We start from the raw sequence: 17,658 nt of genomic DNA on the forward strand, positions 1-17,658 counted from the left end.
TCAGTTGAAATCAGTCAAAATAGCCCTCAAAAATCAGTCACCGGGTGAAATAGAGCGAGATTATTTGATAGTTATTATGCAAGAACTCAAGATTAACGATACTATTGTAAAGATTTGGGCGAGGAGCGTTGAACCAACGGCATTCGAGCAGATTATGAACATCGCCTCGCTGCCTTTCGTCTTCCATCACCTGGCATTTATGCCAGACGTCCATGGGGGATCCGGAATGACTATCGGAGGCGTACTTGCAATCCGGGAGCGCATCCCTGTAGGGATGTGCCATCAGAGCACAGAGCAGGATAAATTACTTATGCCTCAGGGCTTTGATCTTGACTCCCTGAAAGTGGTGTCGCAGCAGTACAACTCCGCCCTTGTTCAGTTGGGAACCCTTGGAGGTGGCAATCACTTCATCGAGCTGCAGAAGGATAACGAGGGATGGCTGTGGGTTATGATTCACTCGGGCTCCAGGAATCTCGGGTTTCAGGTCGGGGAATACTACAACTCCGTTGCTCAGAAGATGAACAAAACGTGGTTCTCGAAGGTGGATCCGGAAGCAAAACTTGCCTTCCTTCCTATCGGCACAGATGAATTCAAGCAATACTGGGCAGAGATGGAATATTGCATACAGTTCGCCTACGCCAATCGTTCGCTAATGATGAACCGAATCTGCGAAGTCATCAAGGACTTTGTGCCGGATGCAGAATTTGAACCTATGATAAACATCGCGCACAACTATGCGGCGTGGGAAAACCATTTCGGAAAGAATGTGATTGTTCACCGTAAGGGAGCCACCCGTGCCCGCCGGGGTGAACAAGGCATCATCCCGGGATCCCAAGGAACGAAATCATATATTACCAAGGGCCTTGGCAATCCCGAATCATTTATGTCCTGCTCGCACGGAGCCGGAAGGGCTATGTCCAGGTCGGAAGCCGTACGTACGCTCGACCTCGACGCTGAGCGGGCACGAATGGATGCAAAGGGAATCATCCATTCTATGGAAAACAGGAGAGACTTGGAGGAAGCGGCTTCGGCATACAAGGACATCGACGAGGTTATGGCCAGTCAATCAGACCTCACCTCAATCGTGACTCCGCTGGAACCGATTGCGGTCATAAAGGGAGCCTAACAATTCCAACATTAATAAATTAAAGAAGATATGAATTACAACAAATTGAAATCCTATGGCGTTTTTGCCCTGGTGCTCTTGTTCCTCGTATGGCAGACGGTGGATTTTTTCAGAGTCAATTTCTGGTTACTATCAGGACGACCTCTGGGAAGATTCGATACCATATCGTCTGTATTATGGCTGGAACTCCGTTATTTATTAAAGATTTTCTACGGTTTCCTGCTTTTGCCTTTGTGCTTGCCGACAGTCAAAAGGAAAGTTGTTCCAGTCGACATAGCATTGATTGTCTTCGCTTTGGCGGTTGTTATATTCGGTCCCAAACTGACTGCGTTCCTTAATGGGACGCACAGGCTTACGTGTGCCGCATGGGTGGCTCTTCTTACTATAGTCCCGATTGTAAATCTATTAGGCAAGTCGCCTCGGATTTCTTTCAAGGATTATTGCAAGAACATCTTCAAACTGCCGTTGAACCGAAAGGACAAAAGGACCGATATGGGGAAAATGTGATTCCTCCACAAATTTGGCAAAAATGAAGAATCAACGTTAAGTCATTGGAAATTAATGACTAGATTTGGGAGAAAACCGGAATTTCAATCGTTGAAAGAAAGGAAACAAACGAAAAAGTCAAGGAAGATCTATAAATAAAAAAAAGGAGTGTAATATGAAAAAGTTGTTATTGGTAGTAATGATGCTTTGTTTAGTGCAAAGTGTACTTTTTGCTTTTGATTGGAAAGAAGCAATTATTTCTAAAAAAGATGATGGTTCTTGGAAATATACTGCAGAACAAATATTAGATGCTGCTGTTGAATATAAGATAGGTTTTGGTTTTGCAGTCTGCCCGTAATAATTGTCCCATTTGCAGGTTGATAAAAGTGTACGGATTGTTGATAGTTTTGTCCCCAATGTGTATATTTGCAATTTGCGAATTGCAAATTTTAGTTGAATATGATTGAAAAACAAATAATTATGCGCCCTCAAGATGTGGTTGTTCTGCTTAAGAAGATGACTTCATCCGGGCGGATGATGAATGGCAGGGAACTGTCGGAGTCATTGGGCATCAGTCAGTCGGAAGTGTCGGAAGTGATGGAGCGAAATCGAAGCGCACATCTGGTGGATGATACAAAAACGAGAGTTAATGTATTGTCGCTGAGAGAATTCTTGATTTATGGAGTCAGATATTGCTTTCCGGTGAATCCAGGTCCTGTTGTGCGTGGAGTCCCGACTGCGGTTTCATCGCCGTTATTTTCGGAAACAATAGTGACTGGTAGCGAATCCTTTGTATGGAAGGACAAGGACGGGACGCAGAGGGGACAGTCAATTACGCCCCTTTTCCATACGGTATCGCAATCTGCAAAGTTGGATAATGAATTGTATTCGCTTTTGTCCATTGTAGATACGTTAAGGATAGGGCGCGCTCGGGAGAGAGATATAGCTATAAAGGAGTTGGATAAATTCATTTCCAGTTATGTCCAGAACAAATAAAGAAAGAGTTCTTCTCATTGCCGATGCGTTGAGAGGATTGTGCGACAAGGTCGTGTTTGTCGGAGGCAGTGTGTCGGAGTTTTACTGCGATGAGACTGCATCTGCAGAACCGCGCCCTACAGATGATGTGGATTGCATAGTGAATCTGTCAACATATTCATCATATATGAGTTTCTGCGATGAATTGTCATCTTTGAAATTTCATAATGATACACGGGAGGGTGCTCCGTTGTGCAGATTTATTTTCGGGGAAAACAATATTGTTGACATAATGCCTGTCGAGAGCACGGCAATAGGCGAGAGCAATCGTTGGTATAAGCCGGGGTTTTCATTCAGGAAGGCTTATGAAATTGCTGCAGGCAGGACAATCTACCTGCTCCCTGTCGGATACTACATTGCAACTAAATTGGAGGCATTGTTTTCCCGTGGCGGAAAAGATTATAGGGGAGCAAGTGATTTTGAGGATATTGTGTATGTTTCGAATTCTTGTAAGGATTTGTATCAATCAGTATCTCAAAGCAGAGATGCTGATCTGCGTGAATATCTATCAATCTCTTTTTCAAATCTGTTGAATCGGGAAAACATTGATGAAAAAATAGAGTGTGCCTTGTTCTCAGGGGATGAGGACAGGAAAGAACATATCAAGGATATTTTCAGGGAGATAGCAATGCTTCATTAAATCATAAGAAATTGAGCCTTTAAGTTAGTGTAAATGTATGATAGATAATGTATTAAATTCCGGCAGCCTTCTTCAGGGAGGCAAATACAAAATAACCGGTGTCCTGGGTCAAGGGGGCTTTGGGATCACTTACGAAGCAGAACAGACTAGCCTTAATCGCCGTGTGGCAGTGAAGGAGTTCTTCATGAAGGAACACTGCAATCGCGACGAGACCACTTCTCACGTAAGCGTTCCATCTGTCGGCAGCAAGGAACTTGTTTTAAGGTTCAAGGACAAGTTCATCCGCGAGGCGAGGATGATAGCTGGTCTTGACCACGAGCACATAGTGAAGATATTCGACGTGTTCGAGGAGAACGGTACTGCATACTATGTGATGGAATATCTGGGCGGCGGCTCCTTGGATAGGCAGATAAAGGACAAAGGTGCAATGCCTGAGTCTATGGCGTTGGATTTCATCCGTCAGATTGCTTCGGCATTGGAATACCTTCATTCCCAGAACATACTTCATTTCGACATAAAGCCCTCGAATGTTCTTCTTGGCAAGAACGGCAGCGCCAAGCTCATCGACTTCGGCATCTCTAAACATTATGATGAGGCAGGCGTGCAGACGAGCAGCACGCCTGTGGGTATCAGCAAGGGTTACGCCCCACTGGAGCAGTACCAGCAGGGCTCGGACATCAAGTCTTTCACACCCGCGACGGACATATACTCTCTGGGAGCGACGCTATTTGCTCTTTTGACGGGCGGTAATCCTCCGGAGGCTTCAATAATCTACGAAGATGGTCTTCCTATCATTGATGGAGTAAACCCGATTGTTATGCGCACCATCGAAAAGTCGATGCAGCCCAGAAGAAAGGACAGACCCCAGAGCGTAGCGGAGTTTCTTGCCCTGCTGGATGGTACGGCAGAAGAAGACGATGACGAGCAGACCGTTGTGCCTGCTTCAACAGCCAAGGAACCGAACCCGGAAAAGGCAGAAGCCTTAGTCCAGAAATCAGCCAAATCTCGAAAATCTGAAGAGAAAAAGTCGAAAGGTTTTCCGAAATGGCTGTACGGATTGATTGCTGGAGTTCTCGTGGCTGTGCTGGCTGCAGTACTGATTAACAGGCCGGACAGCCCTTCTGCAACAGACAATCTGCTGGCCGACAGCACTGCCGTAGTGTCTGAAGCCAAACCGGAAACTCCCGCTGTCGTAGAGTTGAAATCAATAAGTCTCAACAAGACAGCCCTCGAATTGGAGGAGGGGAGCACCGCAACCCTGACTGCCAAATACAATCCGAACAATGCGACTGACAAAACCACGACGTGGAAATCTACTGACGCAAGTGTGGTCAAAGTCAGCACAAACGGTAAGGTAACTGCGCTAAAGGCCGGTTCAGCCGCCATCGTTGCCAAATGTGGAGACAAGGACGCCTATTGCAACGTCACTGTAAAGGCAAAGGAAGTCCAGCCGTCAAAGCCGGAGCAGATAGTAACCCAAACTGCTCAATCCGCACTTGCAACTACCGGCACCCATAACGGTCACCAGTGGGTTGACCTCGGCCTTAGCGTCAAATGGGCTACCTGTAATGTAGGCGCCAGCAGCCCCGAAGGCTACGGCAGTTACTTCGCATGGGGCGAGACCAGCCCGAAGAGCGAATACACGTGGGCAAACCTGAAGTACTGCAACGACAGTACAGGCGACAGCTTCTCCAAGTACAACCAGACCAAAAACGGCACCAAAGACAACAAGACAAAACTTGACTTGAGCGACGACGCTGCAAGAGCCAATTGGGGCGGAAGCTGGAGAATGCCCACAGATGCCGAATTTAAGGAACTCAAAAACAATTGCACCTGGACTTGGACCACAATGAACGGCAAGAACGGATACAAGGTAGTGAGCAAGTCGAATGGTAACTTCATTTTTCTCCCGGCCGCCGGGTGGCGCTACGATTCGGATCTCGACAGAGCTGAGAGTAGTGGCGATTACTGGTCTAGTTCGCTTATCGAGAGTAGCTCCCACGCCGCGTATAGCCTCTACTTCACCTTAGGCCTTTTCAACTCGGGCGACCGCCGCAGTTACGGGCTTTCCGTCCGGCCTGTGTTCCGTTAGGATTTGTCCACCCATCAATTCCCCAAATTTTGCCGGACAAAAACAAATTTTATATCTTTGTATTAAAGTTTTATCCGTAAGTTTCGATTATATAGTATTTAAGGATGAAACATTATGTGTAAAACATCGTTAATGTTGTAAATTATTCAGGTTATGGATAAATTAATTGCAAGAGAATGCGAATGGGAGGAACTTGATGAGGCTGTACATTCCAAGAGTTCGGAACTGATACTTCTGAAAGGCAGAAGACGTGTGGGAAAGACATTTCTTGTGCGGAGCTATTTTCAGGATGTTTATACGTTCCATTTCGTCGGGAGATATCGAAAGAAGAAAGCGGAACAGCTGGAAGCATTCCGTGAGGAACTGGTGCGTTGCTCCGGAAATCGGACCATTCCAGAAATAACAACGTGGAAGGATGCGTTCCGTGAACTGGAGCAGTATCTGGAGAACAGTAATGATGAACGGAAAATCATATTTCTTGATGAAATACCTTGGATGGACCGTTATGGCAACGAACTCATCAGCGAATTGGATGATTTCTGGAACACCTGGGTGACCAATCGAGACGACATCGTCCTGATAGCGTGTGGCAGCGCAACTAACTGGATGCGCAGGAAATTTGAAAAAAACCGCGGAGGGCTGCATCGCCGCATCACACACAGGTTGCATTTGCGCCCCTTCTATCTCAACGAGGTACGCGATTATCTCAGATACCGTGGTATCGACTGGGATGACTATACGGTAATCCAGTGCTATATGTTGCTGGGCGGTATACCGTATTACCTCAGCCTGCTCAAACCACAACTTAGTTTGCCAGAGAACATCGATGAACTGGTGTTCCGCCGAAACGGAGAACTTGAGGATGAGTTTGAAGAACTGTTTCCCGCTCTGTTCAATAAGTCGGATAAGTACGTAAGGATTGTCAAATTGCTGAGTACACGACGTGAGGGCTTTACCCGTCAGGAGATAGAAGACAAGGTCGGTGGTGGCGGAGGGCTGACGGATATCCTGGAAAATCTGGTTGACTGTGACTTCATATGCAAATATGCGCAGTTGGGAAACAAGGAGAGGGGTATGATTTACCGTCTTTCCGATATGTTCCTGCTTTTTTATTTCCGATATGTGTCCGGCAATAATACACGCGACGAGCGCTATTGGTCTCATCATTACCGTGACCGCGATGTCGTCTCTTGGCAGGGATACAGTTTTGAACAGGTCTGTCTTATCCATCTGCCGCACATAAAGCAGGGGCTCGGCATAAGCGGGATGGCGACGGAGTGCTCTGCCTGGAGATTCATCCCTCAGCAGGGTGATGAACGCAAGGGCGCACAGGTCGATTTGGTCATCAAACGTGCCGACAGGCTTACTCATCTTGTAGAGATGAAGTTCTCAGAGTCGCCATACGAGATAACCAAGGATTACGAGGAACGCCTGCGTACAAGACGTATGACATTCTCTTCCGTAACCGGCATAACTAACGGACTGCTTGATACATTCATCACCCCTGACGGAGTGAAGCGCAACTCGCATTCATCATTCGTGCACAGCCAGTTGACAGCAGAAGATCTGTTTGAACGAATACGTATCAAAACGGGTTCTTGATTTCGTCATACAATTCAGTGGTTTCGTCATTTTTTTCGATGTGGATATTGTTGTTTAACAGTGCGTTGATTAAATTTGCTCATAGAATTTTCAATAAAGGTATATGTCAGGTTCAGAATTACAGAGCGGTAGCCTTCTCAAAAATGGTGAGTATCGCATCGAGCACTCTCTCGGTCAGGGTGGATTCGGGATAACGTACGAGGCGGAACAGTTGGGCCTTGGGCGCAGGGTGGCCGTTAAGGAATTTTTTATGAAGGACAGTTGCGAACGGGATGAAAACACATCTCACGTGACTGTGCCTACGGCCAGCAATCGGGAGCTGGTCTCAAAGTTCAAGGACAAGTTCATCCGCGAGGCGAGGATGATTGCCGGGTTGGACCATGAGCACATCGTAAAGATATTCGATGTGTTCGAGGAGAACGGCACGGCGTACTATGTGATGGAGTTTCTGGGCAGTGGTTCATTGGACAGAAAGATAAAGGACAAAGGCGCAATGCCGGAGAAGGAGGCTATTGGATTCATCCGCCAAATTGCTTCAGCATTGGATTACCTTCATTCCCAGAACATACTTCATTTCGACATAAAACCCTCGAACGTTCTTCTTGGCAAGAACGGCAGCGCCAAACTCATCGACTTCGGCATCTCGAAGCATTATGACGAAGCCGGGGTTCAGACGAGCAGCACGCCTGTCGGTATCAGCAAGGGCTATGCCCCGCTGGAGCAATATCAGCAGGGCTCGGACATCAAATCGTTCACGCCTGCGACGGACATATACTCTCTGGGAGCGACGCTGTTTGCGCTTTTGACGGGCGGCAACCCTCCGGAGGCTTCAATAATCTACGAAGATGGTCTTCCTATCATTGATGGAGTAAACCCGATTGTTATGCGCACCATCGAAAAGTCGATGCAGCCCAGAAGAAAGGACAGGCCCCAGAGTGTGGCGGAGTTTCTCAAACTTTTGGATGCCCCTATTGCCGATGCCGAAGAAACCGTCATACCAGCACCGGTAGCAAAGGAACCGAAACCGGAAAAGGCTGAATCCTTGGCTCGGAAGTCGGCCAAACCTAAAAAATCTGAAGAGCAGAAGTGGAAAGGTTTTCCGAAATGGCTGTACGGAGTCTTTGTCGGTATTACCGTGGCAGTGTTAGCTGTAGTTCTGATTAACCGTCCCGGCAGTTCTTCCGCAACAGACAATCCACAGACGGACAGCACCGCCGTGGTGGCTGAAGCAGTTCCGGAAAACCCCGAGTCTTCCATCAAACCGGAAACTCCCGCTATCATAGAACTGAAGTCGATAAGCTTGATCAAGACCACTCTTGAATTGGAGGAGGGGAGCAGCACTACATTGACCGTCAAATATAACCCAAACAACACCACAGACAAGACCACAACCTGGAAATCATCAAACTCAAATGTTGCCAAAGTCAGCACCAACGGCAATGTTACTGCCGTTAAGGCAGGCAGCGCCACCATCATCGCCACCTGCAGTGGCAAGGATGCATACTGCAATGTAACCGTGAAGGCTAAAGAAGTCCAGCCGGAAGTTCCAGCTGTCATAGAGTTACAATCTATCGCATTGAGTGAGACCACCCTTGAACTGGAAGAGGGGAGCAGCTCCGCATTGACCGTCAAATACAGCCCGAACAATGCCACAGACAAGACCACGACGTGGAAATCGTCAAACACAAGCGTAGCGAAGGTCAGCACCGACGGCAATGTTACTGCCGTTAAGGCAGGCAGCGCCACCATCATCGCCACCTGTCAAGGCAAGATAGAGACTTGCGCTGTAACCGTGAAAACTTCCGGTACCGGCACCCACGCCGGACACGAGTGGGTTGACCTCGGTTTGAGCGTCAAATGGGCTACCTGCAACGTAGGCGCTACCAGCCCCGAAGGCTACGGCAGTTACTTCGCCTGGGGCGAGACCAGTCCCAAGAGCGAATACACGTGGGCAAACTTGAAATACTACGACAGCACGGGAGACAGTTTCTCCAAGTACAATCTGGAGTCAACCGGCACCAGAGACAACAAAACTTGCCTTGAACTGAATGACGATGCCGCCCGCTCGAACTGGGGCGGCAGATGGCGCATACCAACCATAAACGAGTTTCATGAACTGATGAACAACTGCACCTGGACCTGGACCACAATGAACGGCAAGAATGGATACAAGGTGGTGAGCAAATCTAACGGCAACAGCATATTTCTTCCCGCTGCAGGGTATCGACATAATACGAGTCTTGACAATGTGGGAAAGAGTGGATACTATTGGTACAATTCGATTTGGACGGGCGACTCCGACTATGCGATTGATCTCTATTTCACCTCAAACGACTATGGCCAATACGCCAGCTACCGCGCATTCGGGCAGCCCGTCCGGCCTGTGTTCCGTTAGGATTTGTCCTTCCCACGGGCAAGAACAGCGGGGAGGATTTTTTTTGAAGTACACAAGTCCAATATTAATAAATTAACGAAGATATGAATTACAACACATTGAAATCCTATGGCGTTTTTGCCCTGGTGTTATTGTTTCTTGTATGGCAGACGGTGGATTTTTTCAGAGTCAATTTCTGGCTGCTATCAGGAAGAGTTCTGGGAAGATTCGATACCACATCATCTGTATTATGGCTGGAGCTCCGTTATCTGTTTAAGATTTTCTACGGCTTCCTGCTTTTGCCTTTGTGCTTGCCGACAGTCAAAAAGAAAGTTGTTCCGGCCGACATCGCATTGATTGTCTTCGGTTTAGTGGTCGTTATATTTGGGCCCAAACTAACCGCGTTCCTTAATGGGGCATATAGGCTTACCTGGACCGGATGGGTGGCTATCCTTACTATTGTCCCGATTGTAAATTTATTAGGCAAGTCGCCTCGGATTTCTTTCAAGGATTATTGTAAGAACATCTTCAAACTGCCTTGGAGACAAAAGGATCGGATTGGTTGAATAGGATCACTATTGCCCGAAGAAAATTTTTTGGATTTTAACGAAGTATAAAAAATCAAACACAATATGAAAAGAAGTAAAGAAGATTTCATTCAAGTAATGAATGAGAAGACAGACGGAGAATTACTTGAGATTGTAGAGAAGAATGCTTCAGACTATACACCGGAAGCTCTTTCTGCGGCTAAGGATATACTCACTGAACGAGGAATCAGCTATAAGGAAGCTCAACCTAAGATGATGTCTGCTCCCAGCTGTTTCGCAGAGAAGTACTATGCCTATGATAAACGTTTTCTGGAATATCTGATCGATTATTTCTCGATACTGATTTTATGTTTCGTTGCCCAAAATGTACTTGCTTCATTTGACATTAATGTAACCGAAAATTTTTCATCATATCTCCTTAGCTTTATCGTAATATTCCTTTATTACTTCATTTTGGAGACAAAGTACGGGAAGACCATAGGCAAGATGATTCTTGGTATGAAGGTCGTTGATGCCAATGGGAATAAACCTACTAAGGGAAGGATAGCACTACGTACCATTTGCAGGCTTATCCCTTTTGAAGCATTATCATTTCTTGGCAGTGAATGTTGGAAAAAGGATGGTGGGTTCAGTGGCAATTGGCATGATGGTCTGTCAGAAACATATGTAGTAAACTTGAAAGCAGTTGAGGAAGACATGAGAAAATCGAAAAATTAAAAACTATTGCAATGAAACGAATACTACGGTTATTTAAATCCTTATTTTCAATCAACTCCTTGTCTATTTCTCGTGATGATGCGTTAGACGAATTAGCAAAGCAATATGATGCGGATGCACAATATAACTTGGGTATTTGTTATTTTAAAGGAAATGGGGTATCAGGAGAAGATGAAGTGGTAAATTGGATGTGCAAAGCTGCTGATAATGGATGTGCTAAGGCAATTAAATTTTTGGAAGGATTAAAAGATTTTGAAAGATTTCTTCAGTAAGCCAATACAACGCAGATACATTGCGCACATGGTATATACCTTTGCATTCAGAAAGGCCCAAGGGCGGCTTACTTCGACATCTTTTTCGCTTATAGAAATATTCCGGTTCAGCCGCCCGATTGCCTTCTTTTAAACGAGATTGGCAACAATATATTATGACAAATTCAGAAAAAGAACAGATCCTTTTGCGCGAGTCACTCCGCTATGGTGGAATATTCCTCAACATTGATAGAAAGAATCTTGATATGTCGATGGAGGCCACCCCCGCTGCCGCCACGTTCGCGATACTTCTCAAGGACCGTGGATTCTGCCTCAGCGAAGAGGCGTTGAGGGCCTTGAGCCTGGTTGGTGAAGAGACCTTGCAGAACGTCACCGACACTTTCAACGCAGTGATGGGAACTAAACTCAACTGGATGCCTATGATAAAAGGTTGGACCGCCCCAACCGGAACAACCTGGATTGACCACATCATCACAGGCATCGCCAATGTGAGAGGATACGAACTCAAGTATGACTGCGTCCTCCCTTGCGGTCATAAGATTCCTAAGGGGACCTTTCCTATGGAAAGATACAACGGATGCCCTTTCTGCGGCAAGATGTTCAGAACAGGAGGCTTCATTTATTACGGAAAATCAACAAAGAACAAGGAACTTTCACTGTTTACTGAGGAAGATATGAAGGGAATCTTCCTGTCGCTGTTGGGATCCTCAGTCCCTCTCGAAGGGACAGAAAGGTATAGCTGTGCACAACTTTTGAAGGTGTTTGACGTGCCTGAAGATTTCGAAATACCTGTGAAGGAGAATCTGATGAACGCAATCAGTAATCTTGAAGGGGAACGAAAAATCGCATTCGGGGCAAAATATTTCAAGACACCTGCCGACATCCTTCGTTTCCTCTGGTTTGAGAAAACCGGCTTTGTCAGGATTATCAGTCCGAAAGAGATTATTCGTATGGAAGGACTCCTGAACAGGAATATGTTGTATTTGAGTGATGAGAGTCGTTCGGCGATGAGGAAGAAAAAGAATTCCTTGAAACTGAAATATAACCGGGACACCTGTAGAGCCGTTGCCACCTGGCTGAACAATGTGGCGCTGACTCCAATGCAGGCCTGCGAGAATATGAATCCCAAGAGGGAAATCTGGGTACATATGATACATTCATTAAGGTTGGGAGAGTATTCCCGCAAGGCAGGGTTCGGGAAACTGGCGGAAATTCTCGATCATTTCTACAAACAGGACTATCCTGTCTGGCAGGGCAGATTGGACAAGGCAATGGCAGAAGAGGATAGCGGAACGGCATTGTCGCTACTGGCACAGCGCCCGGGAGTGTTCGCAAGAAGTTTGTATTCCACTATGCTCCGCCTTAATCCGGATACCGTTCTGGAAGAGTTCGTGCGCATATCGGACAAACTGCCCGCAAGGCTTCTTTTTTCCCTGAGAAATTCCGCTCCTTACTATTTCTTTCCGATGAAGAAGAGAATAGTTCCGACAGTAACGGGGAAAAGACACGTTTTGCCTCCTAATCAGTATATCACAAGTATGGTTGGCGAAGAAAGGGCACGCTTGACCGATTCAATAAAGGAGATGTTCACCAAAGCAATGACAAAGCGATATGCGGCATTGCCTTCAGGTCTTAAAGCCGTATTCATTGATGCTGCTTTGGATTCCATACCGGTAAAAGTGGGAGACCGGGCGGATTCTGTTCAGGAGTTGTCTTCCGTGCCTCAAGGAACGGTATTCCCTGTGGAAGGAGACGATATCAGGCTGTTCATCCATTGGGGACAGGGACTTCCCGCTCAGCATCTGGATATGGACCTGAGCTGTATCTTGGTGTATGCGGATGGCAGAAGAGAAGAATGCGCCTACTACAACCTTTATGCTCCCGGTGTTACACATTCCGGGGATGTCCAATGGATTCCAAATACTGTAGGAGCCGCAGAATATATTGAAATTAATATTCTGCCCCTTGAATTGCAGGAAATACAATACGTCATCTTCACCTGCAACTCCTATACAAATGGTTCTCTGTCTCCGGAAATGGTTTTCGGGTGGATGGATTCCGCGGAAGATATGTCAGTTTCGGATGAGACAGGTGTTGCTTACGATCCTTCCTGTGTACAGCAACTCATCAATGTTGGCAGTACTGCCGCCAAAGGGCTCGTATGCGGAGTTTTCGATGTGTATGCAAAAGAAATAATATGGCTGGAAATGCCTTTCAATGGCCAGACCGTAGAGACTTGTGATGCTGAAGCGGTTATCGCTCTTGCCGATCATTTGAAGGACAAGTTTACTATCGGGGACCTTCTCAGATTGAAAGCTTCCGCCCAGGGTGCGAAGGTAGTGGATAAACCTGAAGATGCGGATGAGGTATATACACGTGAATGGGCTCAGAATCCAGATAATATCGAGAGTCTGATGGATGTGTAATATTAGTGTTATGAGAAAAACAAGATATAAAACAGCTTTCTACTTTATTCTTTGGGTTTTGGCATTCGCAGGAATGTTACTCTGGCTATGTCTGAACCAAGATTTCGTGTTGGATCATTTGCCCGACCCTGACATTATTCCGCTGATAGAGCCATAAAGATGCGATTTGTAGAACTTACAAAATAAATTATGCATATCACAATTTCAAATCACCAGGACTTCAAAGACCTGGACATAGTAGCCTTTTCATACGCATTCAGCGGTGCAATGGGCGATCCGGGAAGTGTGGAGATAGTCCTCGCGGACGGTACTGTTCATTACGCCAACTATCTCGATGATGGTTTTAACCATGACTGGCTATTCGACATTATTCCTGCTCTTCGTGACTGCAAGTTCGGCATTGATGGAGACGGCTCCGTCCCCCGTGGTTGGAAGCATGCAAATCTGGGGATGGGAAACCACTTGGTTTATCGTCAGGAGCTTCATCGTAAATTCAGATTTCGGACAAGAAAGTGCAAAAGTCCTTCTGATTTGTATCTTTGTTGGATGGAAACTATTTGCAACAATCACTCATGAGTTTTCCGCCATTTTGTACAATTAACCTGTAACTTCCGTTAGGTTTACAATAGTGTTGCTAGATGAACTGCCCGCCGCAGCCAGGCGCATAAAGTTATTCGGTTCTCAGCTTTAGAACCAAGATTGGCCGCCGCACAGTTGTGCGGCGGCCAATCATCTATCGTGAACGAAAATTACTCAGCGCAATTCAGCGGCTTTATCTGGGTGAAGAAATCATTACCCTTGTCATCAACCAGGATGAATGCAGGGAAATTCTCAACCTCAATCTCCCAGATAGCCTCCATTCCAAGTTCAGGATACTCAAGACACTTCACACTCTTGATATTCTCCTTGGCAAGGATTGCTGCAGGACCGCCTATGCTGCCAAGATAGAAGCCACCGTGCTTCTTGCAGGCGTCTGTAACCTGCTGGCTGCGGTTACCCTTTGCAATCATTATCATGCTGCCGCCATTCTCCTGGAAAAGATCCACATAGGAGTCCATACGGCCTGCTGTTGTAGGTCCGAATGAACCGCTAGGCATACCTGCAGGAGTCTTTGCAGGACCTGCATAATAGATTGGATGATCCTTGATATACTGTGGAAGACCTTCGCCCTTCTCGATTCTCTCCTTGAGCTTTGCGTGAGCAATGTCACGGCCAACAATGATTGTTCCGTTAAGCAGCAGCTGTGTTGAAACCGGATACTTGCTCAAATCAGCCAGGACCTCGTTCATAGGGCGGTTAAGATTGATTTCCACACCGTGTTTGTGCTTTGCGCCAAGATACTGTGCAGGAATCAGACGTGCAGGATTTGAATCAAGAGTCTCAAGCCAGAGACCTTCACGGTTAATCTTGCCCTTGATGTTTCTATCTGCACTGCAGCTTACGCCCATTCCAACAGGACATGAAGCACCGTGTCTTGGCAGACGTATGACCCTTATGTCATGAGCCATGTACTTGCCGCCGAACTGTGCGCCCAGACCAATGTTGTGAGCAGCCTTCAGGAGCTTTCTCTCCATTTCAAGGTCACGGAATGCGTTTCCGTTCTCACCGCCGTCGGTAGGAAGAGCATCGTAGTATTTTGCAGACGCCAACTTCACTGTCTTGAGGTTCAACTCTGCAGAAGTACCGCCAATGACGAATGCAATATGATATGGAGGGCAGGCCGATGTTCCAAGAGTCTTCATCTTCTCAACGAGGAATTTCTCGAGTTTCTCAGGATTGAGCAGTGCCTTTGTCTCCTGGAAGAGGTATGTCTTGTTTGCGCTTCCACCACCCTTTGCAACAAAGAGGAACTTGTACTCGTCACCGTCAACTGCATAGATGTCAACCTGTGCAGGAAGGTTGTTGCCTGAATTCTTCTCCTTGTACATGTCTATGGCAAGAGTCTGGGAATAACGGAGATTGTCCGTTGTATATGTGTCATAAACTCCGTGGAAGATGGCTTCCTCGTCACCGCCGCCGGTGTAAACCATCTGACCTTTCTTTGCAATGACGGTTGCTGTACCTGTATCCTGGCACAGAGGGAGCTGTCCGTTTACAGACACGTTTGCATTCAGAAGGAATGTGAGTGCAACAGCCTTGTCGTTTGCGCTTGCCTCAGGATCATTCAGAATCTTTGCAACCATTTCATTGTGTTCCGGTCTGAGCATGAAAGCAACATCGTGGAAAGCCTGACGGCTGAGCATTCTGATACCCTCAGGATCAACCTGAAGCATCTTCTTTCCATTGAAATCAATCTCCTTTACATAGTCCTTGGAGATAAGATGATACTTTGTGGTATCGGCTCCAAGAGGAAACATTGTCTGATACTTGAAATCCATAATTCTTAGTTTTATATCTTTTTATATTCTACTGCGATAGTATATTCATCCTTTATCACTTCTTGCAGAACTCCAGCAGATAGCGGCGCATGAACTCGTTGAGGTCACCGTCAAGGACGGCCTGGGTGTCGGAGGTCTCACATCCTGTGCGAAGATCCTTGACCATCTTGTAAGGATGGAGCACGTAACTGCGTATCTGGGACCCCCACTCTATCCTCTTCTTCTGGCCCTCGAGCTCGGCCTGTTTCTCGCGCCTCTTCTCAAGCTCCAGCTCGTAAAGATGTGATTTGAGTATTCTCAAGGCGTTCTGCCTGTTGTCCAGCTGCGAACGTGTCTCCGTATTCTCAACCACTATTCCGGTTGGGATATGCCTTACGCGCACACCTGTCTCCACCTTGTTCACGTTCTGGCCACCGGCTCCGCTTGAACGGAAGGTATCCCACTCAAGGTCTGCGGGATTTATGGTAATCTCTATGGTGTCATCAACCAAAGGATACACGAACACCGATGAGAATGTGGTCTGACGCTTGCCCTGGGCATTGAACGGACTGATTCTCACCATTCGGTGAACACCGTTCTCGGCCTTGAGATAACCATATGCATAATCTCCCTCAATGGCTATGGTAGCGGACTTGATTCCCGCCTCATCGCCGTCCAGCACGCTGTAAACGGTGGTCTTGTATCCGTTTCGCTCCGCCCATCGCAGGTACATTCTGAAAAGCATGCTGCTCCAGTCATTGCTCTCGGTTCCGCCTGCACCGGAGTTTATCTTGAGCAGGGCGCTCATGTTGTCGCCTTCCTCGCCGAGCATGCTCTTGGCCTCTACCGCCTCGAGAAGAGAAGCGAGCGAAGCGTATTCATCGTCAAGAAGTTCCTCCTCCTCAGTCCTGGGGGTTTCAACAGGACTCGTGGAACCATCGCCGGTGAAAGAAGGTTTTGAAGAAGATGCCTGAATGGATTCCAGGGCCATTTCGCGAAGTGACTTTATGTCTTCAAGCGATGAAGCCAGCTTGTTCACAGAGTTCACCCAATACTTCTTCTCAGATACCTTTTTCAGGAATGCCTCCGCCTCCTTTGGGTTGTCCCAAAAGCCTGCAGCTGCGCTTTTCTGCTCAGCCTCAGCTATTTCCACTGCCTTGCCATCAACATCCAAAGACTTTCTCAGAGCCTCTATCCTCTGCGCACAATCGTTTATCTGTTCCTGTTGAACCATATCACGGTATTAATTTTACACCAACTCACAAAGTTAATCCTTACATTTAACAAATGCAATCACAGCTTGCGGAAATGAACAGTTTGCATATCTGCCAAATGCACTCTAACTTTGAAAGACAATACAACAAACTAACGGTCAAACACGGTTATTATGATTTCACCCTCCAGTATTTATATGGTTCTTAGGAACTTAGGAACCTCACTTTTCAATGCGTTATCCGGAAGGACCTTCAAGGGAATAAGAATCAGAATCATACTTGCTTCAGTGCTGGCCTGTCTTGGAATGGCAGCCGACAGTTCAATGATATATTTCAACTACGATTACATTCCATCGTATATAGGAGCCGATTTCGGTTGGGATTATGCACCGGCTGGTGTTGAAAGCAAATCCATGTTCTGGATTTATGAGCTCGAGCGCATCGTTCTTCTTGCTGTATTCACGGCCGCCGGATGGCTGATTTACAGAAAAAACAGAAATTCAATTACAAGATTCCGCATCTTTTGTCTTCTGGAGGAAACTGCGAATCTTATCATACTTACATACGTAGGTATGAGCATTGCCATACTCTACCTTTCGCTGGGTGATGATTCGCAGAAAGTGTCCGAAAAATGGGAACTGACAGTATTGCTCTTCTGGCTGGTCATACTGTTATGGGAGTTCTCCCTTGACCTGCGATTTTTTCGCAAACAGAAATCAGAACGAAACAATTGATATAAAATTTACTAATTTTGTAAAGAATTTCAACA

14 protein-coding genes are annotated in these 17,658 nt (G+C 46.6%); 12 read left to right on the forward strand and 2 right to left on the reverse strand.

Annotated elements, in window-relative coordinates; genetic code table 11:
• Nucleotides 1-76: 76 nt before the first annotated feature.
• From AC06L3_RS00215 to AC06L3_RS00265, 11 genes are all read left to right on the forward strand, one after another.
• Entirely contained in the window at nucleotides 77-1,126 is a 1,050-nt protein-coding gene (locus tag AC06L3_RS00215) for an RtcB family protein (protein ID WP_475668642.1), read from the forward strand.
• A 661-nt stretch (nucleotides 1,127-1,787) separates the two neighbouring features.
• Nucleotides 1,788-1,970, forward strand: a complete 183-nt coding sequence (locus AC06L3_RS00220; RefSeq protein WP_475668613.1) for a hypothetical protein — start codon at nucleotides 1,788-1,790, stop codon at nucleotides 1,968-1,970.
• Nucleotides 1,971-2,092: 122 nt separating this feature from the next.
• Complete coding sequence (locus AC06L3_RS00225; protein WP_475668614.1) at nucleotides 2,093-2,608, forward strand: hypothetical protein; 516 nt, start codon at nucleotides 2,093-2,095, stop codon at nucleotides 2,606-2,608.
• 166 nt (nucleotides 2,609-2,774) lie between these two features.
• Nucleotides 2,775-3,287, forward strand: a complete 513-nt coding sequence (locus tag AC06L3_RS00230; protein WP_475668615.1) for a hypothetical protein — start codon at nucleotides 2,775-2,777, stop codon at nucleotides 3,285-3,287.
• 37 nt (nucleotides 3,288-3,324) lie between these two features.
• The gene (locus AC06L3_RS00235) at nucleotides 3,325-5,379 is read left to right on the forward strand and encodes a protein kinase domain-containing protein (RefSeq protein WP_475668616.1); all 2,055 of its coding nucleotides are present in this window, start codon (nucleotides 3,325-3,327) and stop codon (nucleotides 5,377-5,379) included.
• A 153-nt stretch (nucleotides 5,380-5,532) separates the two neighbouring features.
• Nucleotides 5,533-6,981, forward strand: a complete 1,449-nt coding sequence (locus tag AC06L3_RS00240; protein WP_475668617.1) for an AAA family ATPase — start codon at nucleotides 5,533-5,535, stop codon at nucleotides 6,979-6,981.
• A 103-nt stretch (nucleotides 6,982-7,084) separates the two neighbouring features.
• Complete coding sequence (locus AC06L3_RS00245; RefSeq protein ID WP_475668618.1) at nucleotides 7,085-9,376, forward strand: protein kinase domain-containing protein; 2,292 nt, start codon at nucleotides 7,085-7,087, stop codon at nucleotides 9,374-9,376.
• 83 nt (nucleotides 9,377-9,459) lie between these two features.
• On the forward strand, nucleotides 9,460-9,921 hold the full coding sequence (locus AC06L3_RS00250; RefSeq protein WP_475668619.1) for a hypothetical protein: 462 nt from the start codon (nucleotides 9,460-9,462) through the stop codon (nucleotides 9,919-9,921).
• Between the two features lie 66 nt (nucleotides 9,922-9,987).
• The gene (locus AC06L3_RS00255; protein ID WP_475668620.1) at nucleotides 9,988-10,620 is read left to right on the forward strand and encodes an RDD family protein; all 633 of its coding nucleotides are present in this window, start codon (nucleotides 9,988-9,990) and stop codon (nucleotides 10,618-10,620) included.
• An 11-nt stretch (nucleotides 10,621-10,631) separates the two neighbouring features.
• Entirely contained in the window at nucleotides 10,632-10,892 is a 261-nt protein-coding gene (locus AC06L3_RS00260; protein ID WP_475668621.1) for a hypothetical protein, read from the forward strand.
• A 155-nt stretch (nucleotides 10,893-11,047) separates the two neighbouring features.
• Nucleotides 11,048-13,318: a hypothetical protein gene (locus AC06L3_RS00265; protein WP_475668622.1), complete on the forward strand. Its 2,271-nt coding sequence runs from the start codon at nucleotides 11,048-11,050 to the stop codon at nucleotides 13,316-13,318.
• A 749-nt stretch (nucleotides 13,319-14,067) separates the two neighbouring features.
• On the opposite strand, the gene AC06L3_RS00270 is transcribed toward AC06L3_RS00265, so the two are convergent.
• Nucleotides 14,068-15,696, reverse strand: a complete 1,629-nt coding sequence (locus tag AC06L3_RS00270; RefSeq protein WP_475668623.1) for a fumarate hydratase — start codon at nucleotides 15,694-15,696, stop codon at nucleotides 14,068-14,070.
• A gap of 55 nt (nucleotides 15,697-15,751) precedes the next feature.
• Nucleotides 15,752-16,909, reverse strand: a complete 1,158-nt coding sequence (prfB, locus tag AC06L3_RS00275; protein ID WP_475668624.1) for a peptide chain release factor 2 — start codon at nucleotides 16,907-16,909, stop codon at nucleotides 15,752-15,754.
• 177 nt (nucleotides 16,910-17,086) lie between these two features.
• On the opposite strand from prfB, the gene AC06L3_RS00280 reads away from it, so the two are divergent.
• Nucleotides 17,087-17,623 carry a hypothetical protein gene (locus AC06L3_RS00280; RefSeq protein WP_475668625.1) on the forward strand — a complete coding sequence of 179 codons (537 nt, stop codon included), beginning with the start codon at nucleotides 17,087-17,089 and terminating at the stop codon, nucleotides 17,621-17,623.
• Nucleotides 17,624-17,658: the final 35 nt, after the last annotated feature.

This window comes from Candidatus Egerieousia sp. (assembly GCF_056211015.1).

Coding starts and splice junctions, on each gene's coding strand:
- AC06L3_RS00280 (WP_475668625.1), top strand. CDS start 17,087: ATGGTTCTTAGGAACTTAGGAACCTCACTTTTCAATGCGTTATCCGGA.
- prfB (WP_475668624.1), bottom strand. CDS start 16,909: ATGGTTCAACAGGAACAGATAAACGATTGTGCGCAGAGGATAGAGGCT.
- AC06L3_RS00215 (WP_475668642.1), top strand. CDS start 77: ATGCAAGAACTCAAGATTAACGATACTATTGTAAAGATTTGGGCGAGG.
- AC06L3_RS00250 (WP_475668619.1), top strand. CDS start 9,460: ATGAATTACAACACATTGAAATCCTATGGCGTTTTTGCCCTGGTGTTA.
- AC06L3_RS00240 (WP_475668617.1), top strand. CDS start 5,533: ATGGATAAATTAATTGCAAGAGAATGCGAATGGGAGGAACTTGATGAG.
- AC06L3_RS00220 (WP_475668613.1), top strand. CDS start 1,788: ATGAAAAAGTTGTTATTGGTAGTAATGATGCTTTGTTTAGTGCAAAGT.
- AC06L3_RS00230 (WP_475668615.1), top strand. CDS start 2,775: ATGAGTTTCTGCGATGAATTGTCATCTTTGAAATTTCATAATGATACA.
- AC06L3_RS00225 (WP_475668614.1), top strand. CDS start 2,093: ATGCGCCCTCAAGATGTGGTTGTTCTGCTTAAGAAGATGACTTCATCC.
- AC06L3_RS00270 (WP_475668623.1), bottom strand. CDS start 15,696: ATGGATTTCAAGTATCAGACAATGTTTCCTCTTGGAGCCGATACCACA.
- AC06L3_RS00235 (WP_475668616.1), top strand. CDS start 3,325: ATGATAGATAATGTATTAAATTCCGGCAGCCTTCTTCAGGGAGGCAAA.
- AC06L3_RS00260 (WP_475668621.1), top strand. CDS start 10,632: ATGAAACGAATACTACGGTTATTTAAATCCTTATTTTCAATCAACTCC.
- AC06L3_RS00245 (WP_475668618.1), top strand. CDS start 7,085: ATGTCAGGTTCAGAATTACAGAGCGGTAGCCTTCTCAAAAATGGTGAG.
- AC06L3_RS00265 (WP_475668622.1), top strand. CDS start 11,048: ATGACAAATTCAGAAAAAGAACAGATCCTTTTGCGCGAGTCACTCCGC.
- AC06L3_RS00255 (WP_475668620.1), top strand. CDS start 9,988: ATGAAAAGAAGTAAAGAAGATTTCATTCAAGTAATGAATGAGAAGACA.